Origin of the sequence: Fontimonas thermophila, from assembly GCF_900113085.1 — a bacterium.
GTDB lineage: Bacteria > Pseudomonadota > Gammaproteobacteria > Nevskiales > Nevskiaceae > Solimonas > Solimonas thermophila.
Map to the genome: position 1 here is coordinate 34,881 of NZ_FOOC01000014.1, position 16,247 is coordinate 51,127.

A 16,247-nucleotide genomic window follows, 5' to 3' on the forward strand; every position below is an offset into this window, starting at 1 on the left:
TCGTATGCGGGTGGTGATGTCCCGCACGGGGCGCGATGCGGGAGTGCTAGCCCTCGCGGCTGATCGCGCGATGACCGATGTCGCGGCGATACTGCACCCCATCCCAGTGGATTTTCTGCACGGCGGCATACGCCATCTGCTGCGCCTGGCGTACGCTGTCGCCACGGGCCACGACGCACAGCACACGGCCACCGTTGGTGACGATTCTTCCCTGCTGCTCGACGGTACCGGCGTGGAACACCTTGGCCGTTCCCAGGTCGGCGTCGAGTCCGTGGATCACGTCGTGTTTGCGCGGCGTGCCCGGATAGCCCGCCGCGGCCATGACCACGCCGAGCGCCGGTTGTGGCGACCATCGCGGTTGCACGCCTGCGAGCCGGTTCTCGACCGCCGCTTCGAGCAGATCGAGCAGATCGGATTCGAGCCGCATCAGGATCGGCTGTGTTTCCGGGTCGCCCATGCGCACGTTGAACTCGAGCACACGCGGTGTTCCGTCGCGGTCGATCATCAGGCCGGCATAGAGAAAACCCGTGAACGACGCGCCTTCGGCCACCATGCCGGCGAGCGTCGGTTCGATCACTTCGCGGCAGATGCGCGCGTGCACCTCGGGTGTGACCACCGGCGCCGGTGAATACGCCCCCATGCCTCCGGTGTTCGGTCCTGTATCGCCGTCACCGATGCGCTTGTGGTCCTGGCTCGTCGCCAGCGCGACGTACTGTGTGCCGGCAGCGACGACGATGAAGCTCGCTTCTTCCCCCTCGAGGAAATCCTCGACGACGACGCGTCCGCCGGCCTGCCCGAGCAGCGTGCCACTGAGCATGTCGCGTACTGCGGCCTGGGCTTCGGCGATGTCCTGGGCGACGACCACGCCCTTGCCGGCTGCCAGGCCATCGGCCTTGATCACGATCGGTGCGCCACGCTCGGCGATGTAGGCGAGCGCCGGCTCGATTTCGGTGAAAACCCGGTACTGCGCGGTGGGAATGCGGTGGCGCGCGAGGAAGTCCTTGGCGAACGCTTTGGAGGCTTCGAGCTGGGCGGCATTGCGGCGCGGGCCGAAGATGCGCAGGCCGGCGGCGGCAAAGGCATCGACGACACCGAGCGCGAGCGGCGCCTCGGGTCCGACGACGGTGAAATCAATGCCCTCGCGTTGGGCCAGTGCGACCAGGCCAGCGAGATCGTCGGCGGCGACGGCGACGTTGCGGCAGCGCGGTTCGCGTGCGGTGCCGGCGTTGCCAGGGGCGATTAGCACCTCGCGTACACGCGGCGATTGCGCCAGTTTCCACGCCAGGGCGTGTTCGCGCCCGCCACTGCCGATCACGAGGACTTTCATGGGCTGCGACATGGGGTTGGGTCGGTCGAAAAGGGGCGATAGCGTAGCCAAAGCGCAGCCGGCAAACAAAAACCCCGCGCCGGTGCGCGGGGTCTGAAGGCTGTGTCTGACGGGCGTTGTTCAGCGCAGATAGATCGTGTTGCCGTCGACGCGGACCTTGGCACCCACGGTGAGGCCGCCGAGCTCGCTGACGTTGATGACGCGCTGGCTACCGTCTTCCATCGCGACACGGACGTCGTAGGTGGTGGTCGAGCGCACCCGTTTTTCGACCTCGTGTCCCGCCATGGCGCCGAGGATCGCACCGGCGACGGTGGCGACATCCTTGCCTCGACCGCCGCCGACCTGGTGTCCGGCGACCCCGCCGGCGACGGCACCGATCACCGCGCCTGCGCCGGTTCCCTGGCCTTTCTGCTGCACCTCGGTGATCGCGGCCACCGTGCCGCAGTCGGCGCAGATCACCGGCTGCGCCGGTTTGGCTGGCGCCGGCGGTCGCGGTTTGGCCGGGGTGGGTGCAGGCGCCGGAGCCTGGGCCTGGGTCGGCGGCGCAGCTTGTGCGGTGTCCGCGGCGGGTTTTTCGGCAGTGCTTGCGGGCTCTGTCTGCTCGGCGGAGGCCGTGGGCTGCGTCTGGCTCTCGGATGCATCCGGCGCACAGCCCGCCAACAGAAAGAGAAAGACGCAGGCACCGGTCAGGGTGCGCAGACAATGCTGATGTTTCATGGCGATTCCCCGATGAATCTGGATGGGCGCAAGCCTAGGCTCATCGGCTTAGCCCCCGCTGAATACTGGATCGATGAGCAGCAGCGACAGAAACAGCGCGCCGGCATAGAACACGGACACGCCGAGTGCCGCGAAAACCCGCGCTGCGATTCCATCCCGGCGATGCTGGCGGTATGCACGCAGGGTTGCGAGCACCAGGAGCACTTCGGCCACCAGCACATAGAGCGCGACACCGCCCACCATCGCGACGTTTTGCGCATACCAGAGCTGCAAGGGGCGTGCGGCCCACTCGGCGATGGCGAACAGCACAAACCCCAGCAAGGCGGCGATGAGGAACGGATGACGGGTCGATTGTGCGACGAGCACGATCGGGAACAGCAGCATCGTCCACATGCCGGCGAGATACAGCGGCACGGCTCCGCCCAGGCGCGCGATGCCGTGATCCGGGAACACCAGCGTCTTTGTGATGGCGACCAAGGCCCAGTCCGGCAATAGCTGTGCAACTGACAGAGGCAACAGGAACAGCCACAGGGTCAGCCACTCGGTCTGCGCGCGCAGCAGGGCCCAGCCCAGCAGTCCGATGTGATAGGCGATGGTGAGCCAGAGCAGGGCACAGCCGAGCGTTGCGGGCGGGATCCACCACAGCGTGACACTCGCAGCGATGAAGAAGACAACGTGAAAAATTAGTGCCTCGCGCACACCCAGGTGCATCAGGATCTCCTCTCCGGCGGAAGGCCGCCGCGACGGCGGGTTTGCGCGCGCCGCAACGGGTGTGGTCGTGACTATAAAAACCGTTGCCCGCTGCGGCAACCGTGGACGATCACGACGTGCTCACGTCGACAGCGCAGACAGTTTCGCGCTGGTGAGCGAGAGCCGGTAGATGAGCGTTTCCGTGAACACTTTGTAGAAATGCAGCTGGCAATCGCGCGACACCTGCTCCATCAGCGTCGCATTGATCTTGAGCGCGAGCACCTGGGTTGCCGCGACGACCGATGCCGTGCGCCGCGCCGCGGTGAGAAAACCGATCTCGCCGAAGCAGTCACCGCGCTCCAGACGGTGGATGGGTTTGCCGCCCTTGAGTACTTCGGCGCTGCCGACGGCGATGATGTAGCACGCGTTGTCGACTTCGCCTTCTTTGATGATCGTTGCACCGGCGGCGTAGGTCGCCATCGTGCTCGCGTTGAGGATCTCGTCGATCTCGTCGTCGGAAAAACCGTTGAAGAAATGCAGGCGGCGCAGCGCATCGCGCGATTCGCGGCGCTGGGTTTGCGCGCCGGCCAGGCGCAGCTGGTCGCCGAGGCGGGCCAACGCGATCGCCAGCTCGCCACCGGACTGGAAGCGCTGTGCCGGGTCTTTGAGCAACAGCCGCGCGACGATCTCGGACAAGGCTTCCGGAAGGTCGGGGCGCAGGCTGCGCACGCGCGGTGCCGGATCGTGGCGGATGGCGCGGAACAGCTCGGGGATCGGAGCGTTGGCGAATGGCGGCGTGCCCGTGAGCAGCTGAAACAGCACCGCACCCAGGGAATACAGATCGCTCTGCGGCCCGAGCGGTGCGCGGCGCACCTGCTCCGGCGACATGTACAGCGGCGAGCCGAGGACGCTATCCGGTCTTTGCTCCGGTTCGCCGCCGAGGATTTGCGCGATCGAGAAATCCATCAGCTTGGGCGTGCCGTCGCGGGTGAGCATGACATTGCTGGGTTTGATGTCCCGGTGCAGGACACCCTTGTTATGTGCGTACTCGAGGGCGCGCGCGCACTTGTAGCCGATGTCGATGACCTGTTCGAGCGGTATGCGGGGGCCCTTGGGCCGGCACAGCGGCACCAGGGTCTCGCCATCGACGAACTCCATGACGATGTAGCTGAGGTTGTTCTCCACGCCGGCGTCGTAGAGGGCGACGATGTGCGGATGCTGCAGCATGCCGGCGGCGCGCGCCTCGGCGAAAAAATTGTGCTCCTGCGCCGGACTGTCGCGGAAGGCTGCATCCTGCAGCGCCAGCTTGATCGCGACATCCCGTTGCACGAACGGATCGAATCCCTTGTAAACGACGCCGCAGGCGCCGCGGCCGAGCTCGCCGCGCAGGATGTACTTGCCGATGCGTTGCGGAATCGATCCGGGCAGCTTGCTCTGTCCGGGTTCGGTGACGGCCGTCTGCTCGGTCATGGGGGCGTATGTCCTCCGCACGCGACGCAAACCCTGCCCGCAGCATAGCCACGCGCCATCATGCCCGCCAGCGTCTTCAGGACGGCGAAGGTACGCGCTCGCGATGGAAGGCCAGAAATGCGGCGAGCGTGCGGTCCGGGGCTTCGACCTGCGGGTAGTGTCCGATGCCCGGCAGCAGGACCACATCGGCAGCGGGCACCAGTTCGCGGTAGCGCTCGGCCATGTGCGCGCCCGAAACCGGATCTTCGGGACCATTGATCAGCCGCAGCGGCACGCGCGTGTGGATCAGTGCGCCGACCCAGCGGGTGCGATACTTTCGGCGCTCGTCGAGGTAGCGGATCAGCCGGGGCATCACACGCACACCGTCGTTTTCGGCGACGAGGCGCCAGAAGTCGTGTAGCTCGATCGGTGTCGGTTGCGTCTGCGGCCCGAAGACTTTCGCCAGCGCGCGTCCGAATCCACGCTCGCGGATGAAGCGGGTGAGCAGGGGGGCGAGCGGGCTGTGCAGCAGTTTTTGCATGGCGGTGGCCCGGTGCACCTCCGGGAACAGGCCGCCGTTGAGGAACGCGACGGAGCGCAGGCGCAGGCCGTGGCCGTGGCGCTCGAGATCGCGTGCAAGCAGTTCCTGGGCGACGCTGACGCCGTAATCGTGAGCGAGCAGGTGGACCTCGTTGACGCCGCAGTGGGCGAGCAGTGCCTCGCACAGGTCCGCCTGTTCCATCAGCGAGTAGCGGTGGTGCGGCGGCTTGTCCGAGAAGCCAAAGCCGAGCAGATCCGGTGCCAGCACCTGCGGGAAGTGTGCGCACAGCGTCGACCAGATCGGTTCCCAGTCCCATGAGGCGGTCGGAAAGCCGTGGATCAGCAGCAGCGCGCAAGAACCCTCGCCGTGGCGCTGGTAAAAGATCGAGTGAGGGCCGAACGCGAAGCGCCGTCCGCTATCGCGCCAGCGGCTGAAATTCACGCCGCCCCCCGCGCAAGGAACGCTGCGGCGTCGGCGAGGGCGGCATCGGCCTCCGGCAGTTTGCCGGCGAACAACGGCCAGACATGCCACAGGCCTTGGTACACCCGCAGTTCGGATGGACTGCCTGACTTGATCAGGGCGTCGTGCAGGCGCACGGCGTCGTCGTAGAGGATTTCATGGTCGGTGACCACGGTCAGCGTGCGCGGCAGGCCGCGCAGGTCGGCGAACAGCGGCGAGGCCAGGGGCGTATCCGCCGGTGCGCCGGCGAGGTAGTCGGCGCCGGCGGCGCGCAGGCGCTGTGCGTCGAGCATGTCATCGCGCCCCATGCGCCGTGCCGACTCCCCGCCGACGGCGAGATCGACCCACGGTGAAAACAGCACCAGCGCCGCCGGTAGCGGCAGGCCACCATCGCGGGCTTGTAGGGCGCAGGCCAGCGTGAGGCCACCCCCGGCTGAATCCCCGGCGATGACGATCGTCTGTGCGGGGATGCCCTGCTCGAGCAGGGCCTGATAGGCATTAAGTGCGTCCTTCGCCGCGGCGGGATACGGATGTTCGGGCGCCAGTCGGTAATCGACGAGGGCGACTGCGGCCTGCCAGGCACGTGCCAGATGTGCCGCGAATTCCCGGTAAACCTGCGGTGAACCCAGCGCATAGGCGCCGCCATGAAAGTAAAGCACCGTGCGCGGGTGACCCACACGCGGATTGCGCACCCAGTCGGCCGGTACGCCGCGTAGCGTCGTCGATTCGATGCGCGTGCATGGCGGCAGCGGCAGGCGCGACAGGCGCGCGATGCGTTCGAGGCGCTGCCGCCGGCGCGCAACCGGTGCATCGCCGTTGACGGTCGGCGCGATCAGCCAGCGCACGGCCAGCCGCAACAAATGCGATCGCAAGGATGGGCGGGCAAAAGTGTTCATGGCTGCGCAGCATAAAGCCATCATCAACGCGGCGATAGAATCCGCCCGTGCGTCCGAGCTTGCGCCTGTTTTTGTGTCTGCTCGTACCGGCCTGCGATGGCGGCGCTGATGCCCTGACTGCGTATTCGCGTGCCAATGCCGCTGCGGCGTTCGCCGTGCGCAGGTGGCCCATGATGAGGCGGTGACGCAGAGCACCGGCGCCACCCAGGAGTACAGGGCACTGATGCGTGACGACTGGGCGGTGTTGCGCCGCGCGGGTCTCGCAGAACACCGATTTCGACGGTTACGTGACCGCGCGGCCGAGGGTTTGTTTCTCCGGATCGCTGCCGGGGGCGGCGGATTCGCCGCGACCTGCGGATGCGTAGTACCGAGCGATTGTGGCGTGCGCCCGGGCACTGATGTTGCGTCCGGCGGCAGGCATAATGAAAGCCTGCTCAGAATCGTTCACCCATGACTGCCGTTCGCTATTGCGTGCGCCCGGCTTCGCCGCGCGAGCACTGGTTCGAGATCGACTGCCAGCTCGATCACCCCGATCCGCAGGGCCAGCGATTCTGGCTGCCGTCGTGGATCCGTGGGAGTTATCTGGTGCGCGATTTCGCCAAGCACGTCATCGACGTGCGGGCGCAGGACGCGCGCGGTCCGCTTGCCCTCGAGCGGCTCGACAAGCGCACGCTGCGCGTCGCGCCGGCCAGCGGAGCGTTGACGCTGCGCTACCGTGTCTATGCCTTCGATGTCTCGGTACGCAAGGCTTATCTCGATCTCAGCCGCGGTTTTTTCAACGGCAGCGCATTGTTTTACTGCCCGGCGGGGCATGAGCGCGCCGGCTTTGCGCTCACGATCGAACGGCCGCAGGATCCGGACTGCGGGCACTGGCGCGTGGCGACGACGCTACGTGCCACCCAGATCGACGCCGATGGCTTCGGCTGCTATGCGGCCGCTGACTACGAGGAGTTGATCGACCATCCGGTCGAGATGGGGCGCTTCGTGCGCCATGATTTCGACGTCGACGGGATTGCGCACGCGCTCGTGCTGTCGGGCCGCTGCGAGGTCGATGGTGACCGTATCGTGCGCGATCTTGCCCGCATCTGCCGGGTTCAGCGTGAGCTGTTCCGGCAGGAGCCGGCCCGGGGGCCGGAGTTCGCGCAATACCTGTTCCTGACCCATGTCGTGGCCAGCGGTTACGGCGGACTTGAGCACCGCAGCTCCACGGCCTTGATCTGCGCCCGCACCGATCTTCCGCGCCCCGGCGAAACCGGCGTCAAACCCGGCTATCGCGCTTTTCTGGGCCTGTGCAGCCACGAGTACTTCCATCTGTGGAACGTCAAGCGCATCACCGCCCAGCGTCTGGCCGAGTCGGATCTGGGTGCGGAGGCCTACACCGCCGATCTGTGGCACTACGAGGGCGTGACCTCGTACTACGACGATCTGTTCCTGCTGCGTGCCGGCCTGATCGAGGCGCCGGCTTACCTCGATCTCGTCGCCGAGAACATGACGCGCATCGAGCGGACGCCGGGTGCGCGCATCCAGACCCTCGCCGATGCCAGCTTCGAAGCCTGGGTCAAGTACTACCAGCCGGATGAGAACAGCCCGAATGCGACGGTCAGTTACTACGTCAAAGGTGCCCTCGTCGCGCTGTGCCTGGACCTGATGCTGCGCCTGCATGCGCACATGACTCTCGACGATGTCATGCGCAGTGCCTGGCAGCGGTGGGGACGGACGGGGGTGCCGGTGCCCGAAGGCGGGCTCGAGGCCTTGGCCCAGACGGTGTCCGGTCTGGACCTGCGCGCCTTCTTCGACCGCGCGTTGCGTTCCACCGAGCCGCTGCCGCTGGCCGAGCTGCTCGCAGCCTTCGGTGTGCGTGCCGAGCGACGCGCTGCACGCGGCAGCAAGGATGCGGGCGGCCGCAGCGCCGAAGACGGGCCGGCACCGGCCTGGCTCGGGCTGCAACTGCGTGCGCAGGAGACGCGGGTCGCCCACGTGCTCGCCGGCAGCCCGGCTGCCCAGGCCGGTGTCCATCCGGGCGATCAAGTCGTCGCCCTCGATGGTTTGCGTGTGGGCGCGGCCAACTGGGACAGTGCGCTGGCGCGACTTGTGCCCGGCCGCCGCTACCCTCTGCACGTTTTCCGCGACGATGAACTGATCGAGCTCGACATCGAGCCGGCGCAAGCCCCGCTCGATACCTGGACCTTGACGCTCGCCGAAGCCGACGGCGAGCGCCTGGCGCGCCGCAAGGCCTGGCTCGGCGTCTGAGGTGGGCATGCTCGATCTGGTACTGCGCACGCTGATCGCCTATCTGCTGGGCACGATCATGGGTGGACGGATCGTCGGCGCCCTGCGCGGCGGTGTGGATTTGCGCAAGCTCGGCAGTGGCAACATCGGCGCGACCAATGCGCTGCGCACGCAGGGTGTTTCCTTCGCGCTCGCCGTGCTTGCGATCGATGTGCTCAAGGGTGTCATCGCCGTGTCCCTGGTGCCGGCGTTGCCGCAGTTCAGCGCCCCCATCCTCAAGCCCGCTGTGCAGGCCTATGTGTGCGGAGCCGCCGTCGTCCTTGGGCATTGTTATCCGGTGTTTTCGGGTTTCCGTGGCGGCAAGGGAGTGGCCACACTCGCGGGCGTGTTCGCGGCGCTGATGCCGGCGGCACTGCCGTGGCTGCTCGGCGCGTTTGCCCTGGTGGTGATGCTCAGCGGCTATGTCAGCCTGGCCACCATCGTCGCGACGCTGGTCGCCGTGTTTTACGTCACCTGCCTGAGCGCAGCGGGGCTGTTTTCCAGTGCTGGGGTGTTCACGCTGGCGATGGCGTTGCTGGTGGTCTGGAAACACCGCGACAATCTGCGCCGGCTCGCGGCGGGGACCGAACATCGCTTCGAAAAGGCGCGGGTGTTGGCACGATGGCGCAGGTCCTGAGCGAAACCGAGCTGCTGGCGCTCGTCGACCGGCTCGCCGATGGCGCCTGGCATTCGGGCGAGCAGCTCGCCGCGGCCAGCGGGATCACCCGCGCGGCGCTGGCCAAGCGCATCGACCGGCTGGCCGACTGGCAGCTCACCGTGGAGGCGCGGCAGGGATTGGGTTACCGGCTGTCGACGCCGATCGAGCGGCTCGACGAGGCCGCGCTGCAGCATGCGCTCGGAGAGCGGCTGCGCGTGCGTGTCGTGCCGGTCACCGATTCGACCAGTTCGCGCCTGCTCGAAACCCCGGCGCAGAACGATCCGCAGGCGCTGCTCGCGGAATTCCAGACTGCAGGTCGCGGCCGCCGTGGCCGGAGTTGGCTGTCGCCGTTCGGTACGCAACTGGCGCTGTCGCTGGCCTGGTCTTACGACGCGCTACCGCCGCAGCTGACAGCACTGCCGCTCGCGGTCGGCGTCATCTGTGCGCGCGTCCTGCAGGCGCAGGGCGCCGCCGTGGCGCTGAAATGGCCGAACGATCTCGTCGTCCGCGGCGAGAATGGGGAGCTGCGCAAACTCGGCGGCATCCTGCTCGAACACCGCGGTGAGGGTGGAGGAGGGTGCCGTGTCGTCGTCGGAATCGGCATCAATCTGTCGGTTCCGCCCGGGCAGGCGGCGACGGTCGCGCAGCCGTGGATCAATCTCGCCGAGCTCGTGCCGGTGCGGCGCAACCGCCTGGCCATCGACCTGCTGCAGGCACTGGAGCGGATGCTGGCGGAATACCCACAGACCGGCTTTGCGCCACTGGCCGCGGACTGGGCGCGGTTCGACGTCGCTGCCGGCCATGCCGTGCGGGTGCTCATCGGTGAGCGTCCACTCGATGGCATCGCCTGCGGCATCGATGCGCACGGCGCGCTGATCGTCGAGGCGCATGGTGTGCGCCACCATCTGCATTCCGGTGAGATCAGCCTGAGGCTCTTGTCATGACCGCGCCGATGCTATTGCTCGACGTCGGCAACACGCGCCTGAAGTGGGGGCTGGCCGATGCGCAGGGCTTGCGCGAGAGCGGCGCGGTGGTGCACGACGGTGAGCCGGCGGCGGCGCTGCGCGCACTGCATCTGCCGCAACCCGCCGAGCTGTGGGTTGCCCACGTGACCGGCGCGGCGCACGAGACGCGCCTGAGCCAGACTCTGCAGGCGCTGTTCGGCCGCCCGCCGCGCTATGCGCGCAGCGCAGCGCGGTGGCGCGATCTGCACAATGCCTATGACGAGCCCGAGCGCCTGGGCATCGACCGCTGGCTGGCGATGATCGCGGCCTGGGGTGAGCAGCGCGCAGCGGTATGTATCGCCGATGCCGGAACCGCGCTGACGGTGGATTGCATCGATGCGAAGGGCCAGCATCTGGGCGGCATCATCGCCGCCGGGCTCCACACCCACCAGCGCGCGGTGCTGGGGCATACCCGTTTTGCCATGCGCGATGGCGCCGCAGCCTATGGCGGCGGACTGGGAGGGGATACCGAAACCTGCGTGCGCCAGGGCGCACTGCTCGCCTGCCTGGGCGCAATCGATCGCGCAGCCCTGGCCGTGGGGCCGGACGCCCGCTGCCTGCTGACCGGCGGTGATGCCGAAGTCCTTTTGCCCCATCTCGGGCGTCGCTGGCAACACCGGCCGCATCTCGTGCTCGAGGGCCTGCTGCGCCTCGCCACCGACCGCTGACGCGCGGGGGGATGCCGATCCGCCGGCTGCGCTGCGCCGCTTGGCGGCCGGCGCCGGCATTCCGGTCGTTCCGCTGCGAGGCTGTGCGCGGATCGGAGCAGGAAGCCGGGATATGTCCCATCCATCGTGGCACACGGGGCGGCGTCAGCAACGAGGTGCGGTGGCCATCGTGGCGGCGTTTGCGCTGCTCGCGGCGCTGGCGGCGGTCGTGCTCGCGATCGACGTCGGGCGCCTGTACTGGGCCAAGCGCGAGCTGCAGAAGCAGGCCGTGATTGCCGCACTCGATGCCACACGCCTGGTCGGCGGCTGTTCGGTGGACGATACCGCCCCGGTCGAGACCGATCCAGCCGTGCTCACGGCCGAGATCCAGACCCTCGTCGATCAAATCCTCGCGACCAGCGGCCTGGGCGAGACCATCCGCCGCCGTGTCGATGGTAACGGTCAGCCGGCGGGTGTCGATCTTGGCGTGATCCAGACCGATGCCCAGGGGCAGCGCCGCCTCGCCAGTACCAGCAGCGAGCCCCCCGATGCCGTGCGCGTGACCCTGGAGCGGCCGTTTCCGACACCGATCCTGCCGCTGTGGCCGACGCGCAGCGACCGGCTGATGGTCGCCTCGGCGACGGCCGAGCAGGCGGCGCTGGGGAGTTTCTACGTCGGCAGCGGCCTGCTCTCGCTCAACGAGGGGATGCTCAACGCGCTGCTATCCGGGCTGCTCGGCGGCAATGTCAATCTCCGGCTGGTGGATTACACCGGATTGGCCGGTGTCGGTGTATCGCTGGCCGATCTCGCCATCGCCATCGGTCTGGAGGTCCAGGATTTATCCGACCCGCTGGTGCTGGATACGCAGACGCCGCTGCTGTCCGACACCATCGATGGACTGGCCGATGCCTTGTCCGGGCAGGTCAGTGGTGCGGTCACCGGGCTGCTGCGCCAGCTTGCGGCCGTTGCCCGGGCCGGTGCCGATGCGACTGTCCCGCTGGGGGCGCTGTTCGGACCAGTCGGCGACACGGCCGCAGACGTGCCGATGGTCAACCTACTGGATTTACTCATCGCGCTCGGCGCTGCCACCCATGCCGACGCAGGGGGGGGTGTCGCGCCGATCCGGCTGCCGGTGGGGATTAGTATTCCCGGTGTCAGTTCGCTTCAGGTGTTCCTGCAGGTGCTGGAGCCGCCGCGTTTCAGCGGCATGGGTCGCGCCGGCATCGCGCGCGCTGAATCGGCACAGATCCGGCTGATGGTGCGGCTGCAGGTTAATGCCTTGAATACCGTCTCCAATGCTCTGACGCTGCTGCTCGGCGGCGGACTCCTCGGCCAGGTCACCGTCACGCCACTCAACCTGGGGATTGACCTCGAAGTTGCCAAGGCCGAGGCCTTTCTCGACCGCATCCGCTGCCCGCGCAGCGCCGATCCGACACTCGCCACGGAACTGAGCGCGCGGCCGGCCGTCGCCCAGCTCCGGCTCGGCACCTTCAGCGGTAGCCCAGCGACTGCGCCGGCCATCACCCAGGGCAGCGCCCAACTGCTCGGGACGACGATCAAGTTGCTTGGCGGCCTGATCAGCACGATCCAGGTGAATCTGTTTCTGGAGAACGCCGTCACTACCACGGCCGGCAGTGGCGCGGCCCGGCCGCTGCCGCATGCGGTGACCGAGTTCACGCGGATCGAGGACGCAACGCAAGTGCCCTATTGGCAGGCCGAGGGCGTGCCGCCGGACGCGCCGGCAGCCGACAATCCGCAGACCGTGGGCACGACGAATATTCTCGGCGGCGCGCTTTCGAGTCTGTTCGCGTCGGCCCGCATCACCGCCACCGATCCGGCACATCCGGATGCGAGCAGCAGCATCTGTCTGCTCAAGGTGCTGAATGTCTGCACGCTGTCGATTCCGGTCGGCAGCCTCCTCAATGCGGTGCTCAATCCGGTGGTCGCGCTACTCGGCTCGATTCTCTCGCCCACCGGTGCGCTGGTGGATTCGCTGCTCGATCCGTTGCTCGACATGCTCGGCATCGACGTCGGTTCGGCGACGGTGACGATGAACACGGTGACGGTCGATACCCCCCGGCTCGTGACCACCGCGCTGCCGTAACGCCGATCCGGGCCTGGCCGTACACTGCACGGCCCATGTCCCGCCGCACGGATTCTTCGGTATTGCCGGCTTTGCCGGTCATCGACGCGCTGCCCGCTTTGCGCGCGGCGCTTTCGCGTGGCTGCGCGGTGCTGTCGTCGCCGCCGGGGTCGGGCAAGACCACGCTCGTGCCGCTCGCCCTGCTCGATGAACCCTGGCTCGCCGGGCAGCGCATCGTCATGCTCGAGCCGCGGCGCGTCGCCGCCCGTGCGGCGGCAGCGCGCATGGCGAGCCTGCTGGGCGAGACCGTCGGCCAGACCGTGGGCTATCAGATCCGCTTCGAGCGGCGCGTATCCGCGCACACGCGCATCGAGGTCGTCACCGAGGGTCTGCTCGCGCGCCGGCTGCACGCCGATCCGGAATTGCCGGGGGTAGGGCTTGTGATCCTCGATGAGTTTCACGAGCGCTCGCTCGATGCCGATCTTGCACTCGCGCTCGCTCTCGATGTGCGCGCCAATCTGCGCCCCGATCTGCGTGTGCTGGTGATGTCGGCGACACTGGATACCGAACGCGTCGCCGCGCTGCTCGGCGATGCGCCGGTGGTGCGCAGCGCCGGCCGGCTGTTCCCGGTGGATGTGCGCTATACGCCGGCGCGCGCCGATGCCGACCACGGCACTGCAGTGGCCCACGGAGTGCTGGCGGCGCTGCGCGAAACCCAAGGGGACGTACTCGCTTTTTTGCCCGGTGCGCGCGAGATCCGTGCCGCGCAGGCTTTGCTCGCACAGCGCGTGGGGGCTACGGTCGGCCTTTATCCGCTCTATGGCGAGCTCGGTTCCCGGGAGCAGGATGCGGCGCTCTGCCCCGATCCCGCGGGGCGCCGCAAGGTAATTCTCGCCACCAACATCGCGCAGACCAGCCTCACCGTCGAAGGCGTGACGACGGTGGTCGATGGTGGGTGGGTGCGCGTCGCCCGCTTCGATCTCGGCGCCGGCGCCGACCGGCTCGACACCGAGCGGGTGTCCAAGGCGGCAGCAGACCAGCGCGCCGGCCGTGCCGGCCGGCTGGGGCCCGGTGTCTGTTACCGTCTGTGGAGCCGCGAGCAGCACGGCATGCTCGCCGTCCACGACACACCCGAGATCCTCGCCGTCGATCTGACGCGGTTTGCGCTGGAACTCGCCGCCTGGGGTGTGCGCGATCCGCGGGCACTGGCCCTGCTCGATCCGCCGCCGCCGGCGAGCTGGCAGTACGCGACGAGCCTGCTGCGTGAGCTCGGCGCGCTCGACGACCAGGGTCGTATCACCGCGCATGGCCGTGCGCTGGTGCGCCTGCCGACGGCGCCGCGGCGTGCCCACATGCTGCTGCGCGCGCGTGAACGGGGGCTGGAGACGTGCGCGGCCTGGGTCGCCGCGGTGCTCGACGAGCGTGAATCGGGCGATCTTGCCGACGTCGTCGAGCGCTATCGCCGCGGCGGCGGTGAGCCCGGCGCACAACGCCGTGTCACCGAGACCGTGCGCCAGATGCTGCGGTTGCTCGGGCGGGAGCCGGACGGTGCCGCGGATTTCGATCCCGCCGACAGTGCCCGCATCGTCGCCTGGGCCTATCCCGAGCGCATCGCCCGCCGCCGGCCGGGATTCCGTGGTGCCCGCGAAGTCGCCTACCAGTGCGCGGAGGGCGGTGAGGCGCGACTCGCCGAAGACCACCCGCTGGCGACGCGTGAATGGCTGGCGATCGCACACTGGGATCCCGGCCCGCCGCGGCGCATCCGCCTTGCCGCCGCGCTCGACGAAGCCGCGCTGCTGCGCGACCACGCCGATGCCATCCGCAGCGAGGACGTGGTCGCCTGGGACGCAACGAGCGAGGCCGTCGTCGCTGAGCGCCAGCAGCGGCTGGGCGCGCTCGTGCTGGCACGCTCGCCGTTACCCGATGCCGGCACGCGCAGCGCGCGCGCACTGCTCGACGGCCTGCGCGCCCTCGGGCTACAGGCCTTGCCGTGGACCGAGGCGGCGCGCCAATGGCAGGCGCGCGTGCTGTCGCTGCGTGCCTGGCGGCCGCAGGAAAACTGGCCGGACGTCAGCGATACGGCCTTGCTGGCCAGCATGGAGGACTGGCTGCTGCCGTACCTGGACGGCAGCACGCGCCGGGAGCATCTGGCGCGGCTCGACGTGCTCGCGATCCTCGATGCGCAGCTTGATCCCGTGGCCCGGCGCCGGCTGGCGCAACTGGCGCCCACCCATCTCGAAGTGCCGAGCGGTGCCCGTATCCGTCTGCACTACAGCCCACCGGAGCCGCCCGTGCTGGCGGTCAAGCTGCAGGAGATGTTCGGGTGCGCGCAGACCCCGACGGTGAACGAAGGGCGCACGGTCGTACGGCTGCAGTTGTTGTCGCCGGCCCAGCGCCCGGTCGCCATCACCGCGGATCTGGCCAGTTTCTGGGCCAAGGGATATGCCGAGGTCAAGAAAGATCTGCGCGGCCGCTATCCCAAACATCCCTGGCCGGACGATCCGCTCACCGCCATTGCCACCCGCAAGACCAAGCCGCGTTAGCCGTGCGTTGCGGATGCAGGGTTTTTCTTGACGCAACCGGTGCGCGCGCGGACAATACGCGGCCCTTTCGGGGCGCATTGCACTCCGATGGGCTGGCGGAGGGGTACTCAAGCGGCCAACGAGGGCAGACTGTAAATCTGCTGGCTTTACGCCTACGTAGGTTCGAATCCTACCCCCTCCACCAACAGCGATTGCCGCTGGGGCGCGTTTGTGTCCCGGCGTGGCCGTTTTCGAAAAGCGTGTGAAGCGGGTGTAGCTCAATGGTAGAGCAGAAGCCTTCCAAGCTTACGACGAGGGTTCGATTCCCTTCACCCGCTCCAGATAGCGTGGCCGCACCGATTCGCCCACCTAGCTCAGTCGGTAGAGCACACCCTTGGTAAGGGTGAGGTCATCGGTTCGATTCCGATGGTGGGCACCAGTTGTGAGGTGGCGTTTTCCGCCACTGGCAGTAGGCGTCTTTTGAAAACCGCGTGGTACACCGAGACTGGAGTCGCAAGACATGGCAAAGGAAAAGTTTGAACGCAAGAAGCCGCACGTGAACGTGGGGACGATTGGGCACGTGGACCATGGGAAGACGACGACGACGGCGGCGCTGACGAAGGTGTCTGCGGACAAGTACGGTGGGACGTACGTGCCGTACGACCAGGTGGCGAAGGCGTCGGAGGCGCAGGGTCGTCGTGATGCGACGAAGATTCTGACGATTGCGACGTCGCACGTGGAATATGAGACGGCGAACCGTCACTATGCGCACGTGGACTGTCCTGGGCACGCGGACTTTGTGAAGAACATGATCACGGGCGCGGCGCAGATGGACGGTGCGATTTTGGTGGTATCGGCGGTGGACGGTCCGATGCCGCAGACGCGCGAGCACGTGCTGCTGGCCAAGCAGGTGAACGTGCCGAAGATCGTGGTGTGGCTGAACAAGTGCGACCTGGTGGAGGACGCGGAGCTGCTCGACCTGGTCG

At 67.9% G+C, this 16,247-nt stretch carries 13 protein-coding genes and 3 tRNA genes; 10 read left to right on the plus strand and 6 right to left on the minus strand.

Features of this window, described 5'->3' with window-relative positions; all coding sequences use genetic code 11:
- Positions 1–46: 46 nt before the first annotated feature.
- From purD to BMZ48_RS11475, 6 genes are all read right to left on the minus strand, one after another.
- On the minus strand, positions 47–1,327 hold the full coding sequence (gene purD, locus BMZ48_RS11450) for a phosphoribosylamine--glycine ligase (protein ID WP_091535319.1): 1,281 nt from the start codon (positions 1,325–1,327) through the stop codon (positions 47–49).
- Between the two features lie 120 nt (positions 1,328–1,447).
- Entirely contained in the window at positions 1,448–2,044 is a 597-nt protein-coding gene (locus tag BMZ48_RS11455) for an outer membrane lipoprotein (protein WP_091535320.1), read from the minus strand.
- Between the two features lie 48 nt (positions 2,045–2,092).
- Positions 2,093–2,755 (minus strand): DUF6989 domain-containing protein, encoded by a 663-nt coding sequence (locus tag BMZ48_RS11460; RefSeq protein WP_091535321.1) that lies wholly within the window; start codon positions 2,753–2,755, stop codon positions 2,093–2,095.
- A 120-nt stretch (positions 2,756–2,875) separates the two neighbouring features.
- Positions 2,876–4,204: a serine/threonine-protein kinase gene (locus BMZ48_RS11465; protein ID WP_091535322.1), complete on the minus strand. Its 1,329-nt coding sequence runs from the start codon at positions 4,202–4,204 to the stop codon at positions 2,876–2,878.
- Positions 4,205–4,280: 76 nt separating this feature from the next.
- Entirely contained in the window at positions 4,281–5,165 is an 885-nt protein-coding gene (locus BMZ48_RS11470) for an alpha/beta fold hydrolase (RefSeq protein ID WP_091535328.1), read from the minus strand.
- Entirely contained in the window at positions 5,162–6,079 is a 918-nt protein-coding gene (locus tag BMZ48_RS11475) for an alpha/beta hydrolase (protein WP_159431166.1), read from the minus strand. Before BMZ48_RS11475 ends, BMZ48_RS11470 begins: the two co-directional genes overlap by 4 nt.
- Positions 6,080–6,529: 450 nt before the next feature.
- On the opposite strand from BMZ48_RS11475, the gene BMZ48_RS11480 reads away from it, so the two are divergent.
- From BMZ48_RS11480 to BMZ48_RS11525, 10 genes are all read left to right on the plus strand, one after another.
- The gene (locus BMZ48_RS11480; RefSeq protein ID WP_091535336.1) at positions 6,530–8,329 is read left to right on the plus strand and encodes a M61 family metallopeptidase; all 1,800 of its coding nucleotides are present in this window, start codon (positions 6,530–6,532) and stop codon (positions 8,327–8,329) included.
- Positions 8,330–8,336: 7 nt separating this feature from the next.
- A complete protein-coding gene (plsY, locus tag BMZ48_RS11485) occupies positions 8,337–8,984 on the plus strand; it encodes a glycerol-3-phosphate 1-O-acyltransferase PlsY (RefSeq protein ID WP_091535382.1) in 648 nt (215 codons plus the stop codon).
- Positions 8,969–9,949, plus strand: coding sequence for a biotin--[acetyl-CoA-carboxylase] ligase (locus BMZ48_RS11490; protein WP_091535337.1), 981 nt, complete (start codon positions 8,969–8,971; stop codon positions 9,947–9,949). Before plsY ends, BMZ48_RS11490 begins: the two co-directional genes overlap by 16 nt.
- On the plus strand, positions 9,946–10,677 hold the full coding sequence (locus BMZ48_RS11495) for a type III pantothenate kinase (RefSeq protein ID WP_091535338.1): 732 nt from the start codon (positions 9,946–9,948) through the stop codon (positions 10,675–10,677). Before BMZ48_RS11490 ends, BMZ48_RS11495 begins: the two co-directional genes overlap by 4 nt.
- Before the next feature lie 160 nt (positions 10,678–10,837).
- Positions 10,838–12,760 (plus strand): Tad domain-containing protein, encoded by a 1,923-nt coding sequence (locus BMZ48_RS11500; RefSeq protein WP_091535348.1) that lies wholly within the window; start codon positions 10,838–10,840, stop codon positions 12,758–12,760.
- A gap of 35 nt (positions 12,761–12,795) precedes the next feature.
- Positions 12,796–15,282 (plus strand): ATP-dependent helicase HrpB, encoded by a 2,487-nt coding sequence (gene hrpB, locus BMZ48_RS11505; RefSeq protein ID WP_091535350.1) that lies wholly within the window; start codon positions 12,796–12,798, stop codon positions 15,280–15,282.
- Between the two features lie 97 nt (positions 15,283–15,379).
- Positions 15,380–15,466, plus strand: a tRNA-Tyr gene (locus tag BMZ48_RS11510).
- 62 nt (positions 15,467–15,528) lie between these two features.
- Positions 15,529–15,602, plus strand: a tRNA-Gly gene (locus tag BMZ48_RS11515).
- 22 nt (positions 15,603–15,624) lie between these two features.
- Positions 15,625–15,700, plus strand: a tRNA-Thr gene (locus tag BMZ48_RS11520).
- An 81-nt stretch (positions 15,701–15,781) separates the two neighbouring features.
- Positions 15,782–16,247 (plus strand): GTP-binding protein (locus BMZ48_RS11525; RefSeq protein WP_143383660.1); only part of this gene is annotated, 466 nt, incomplete at its 3' end.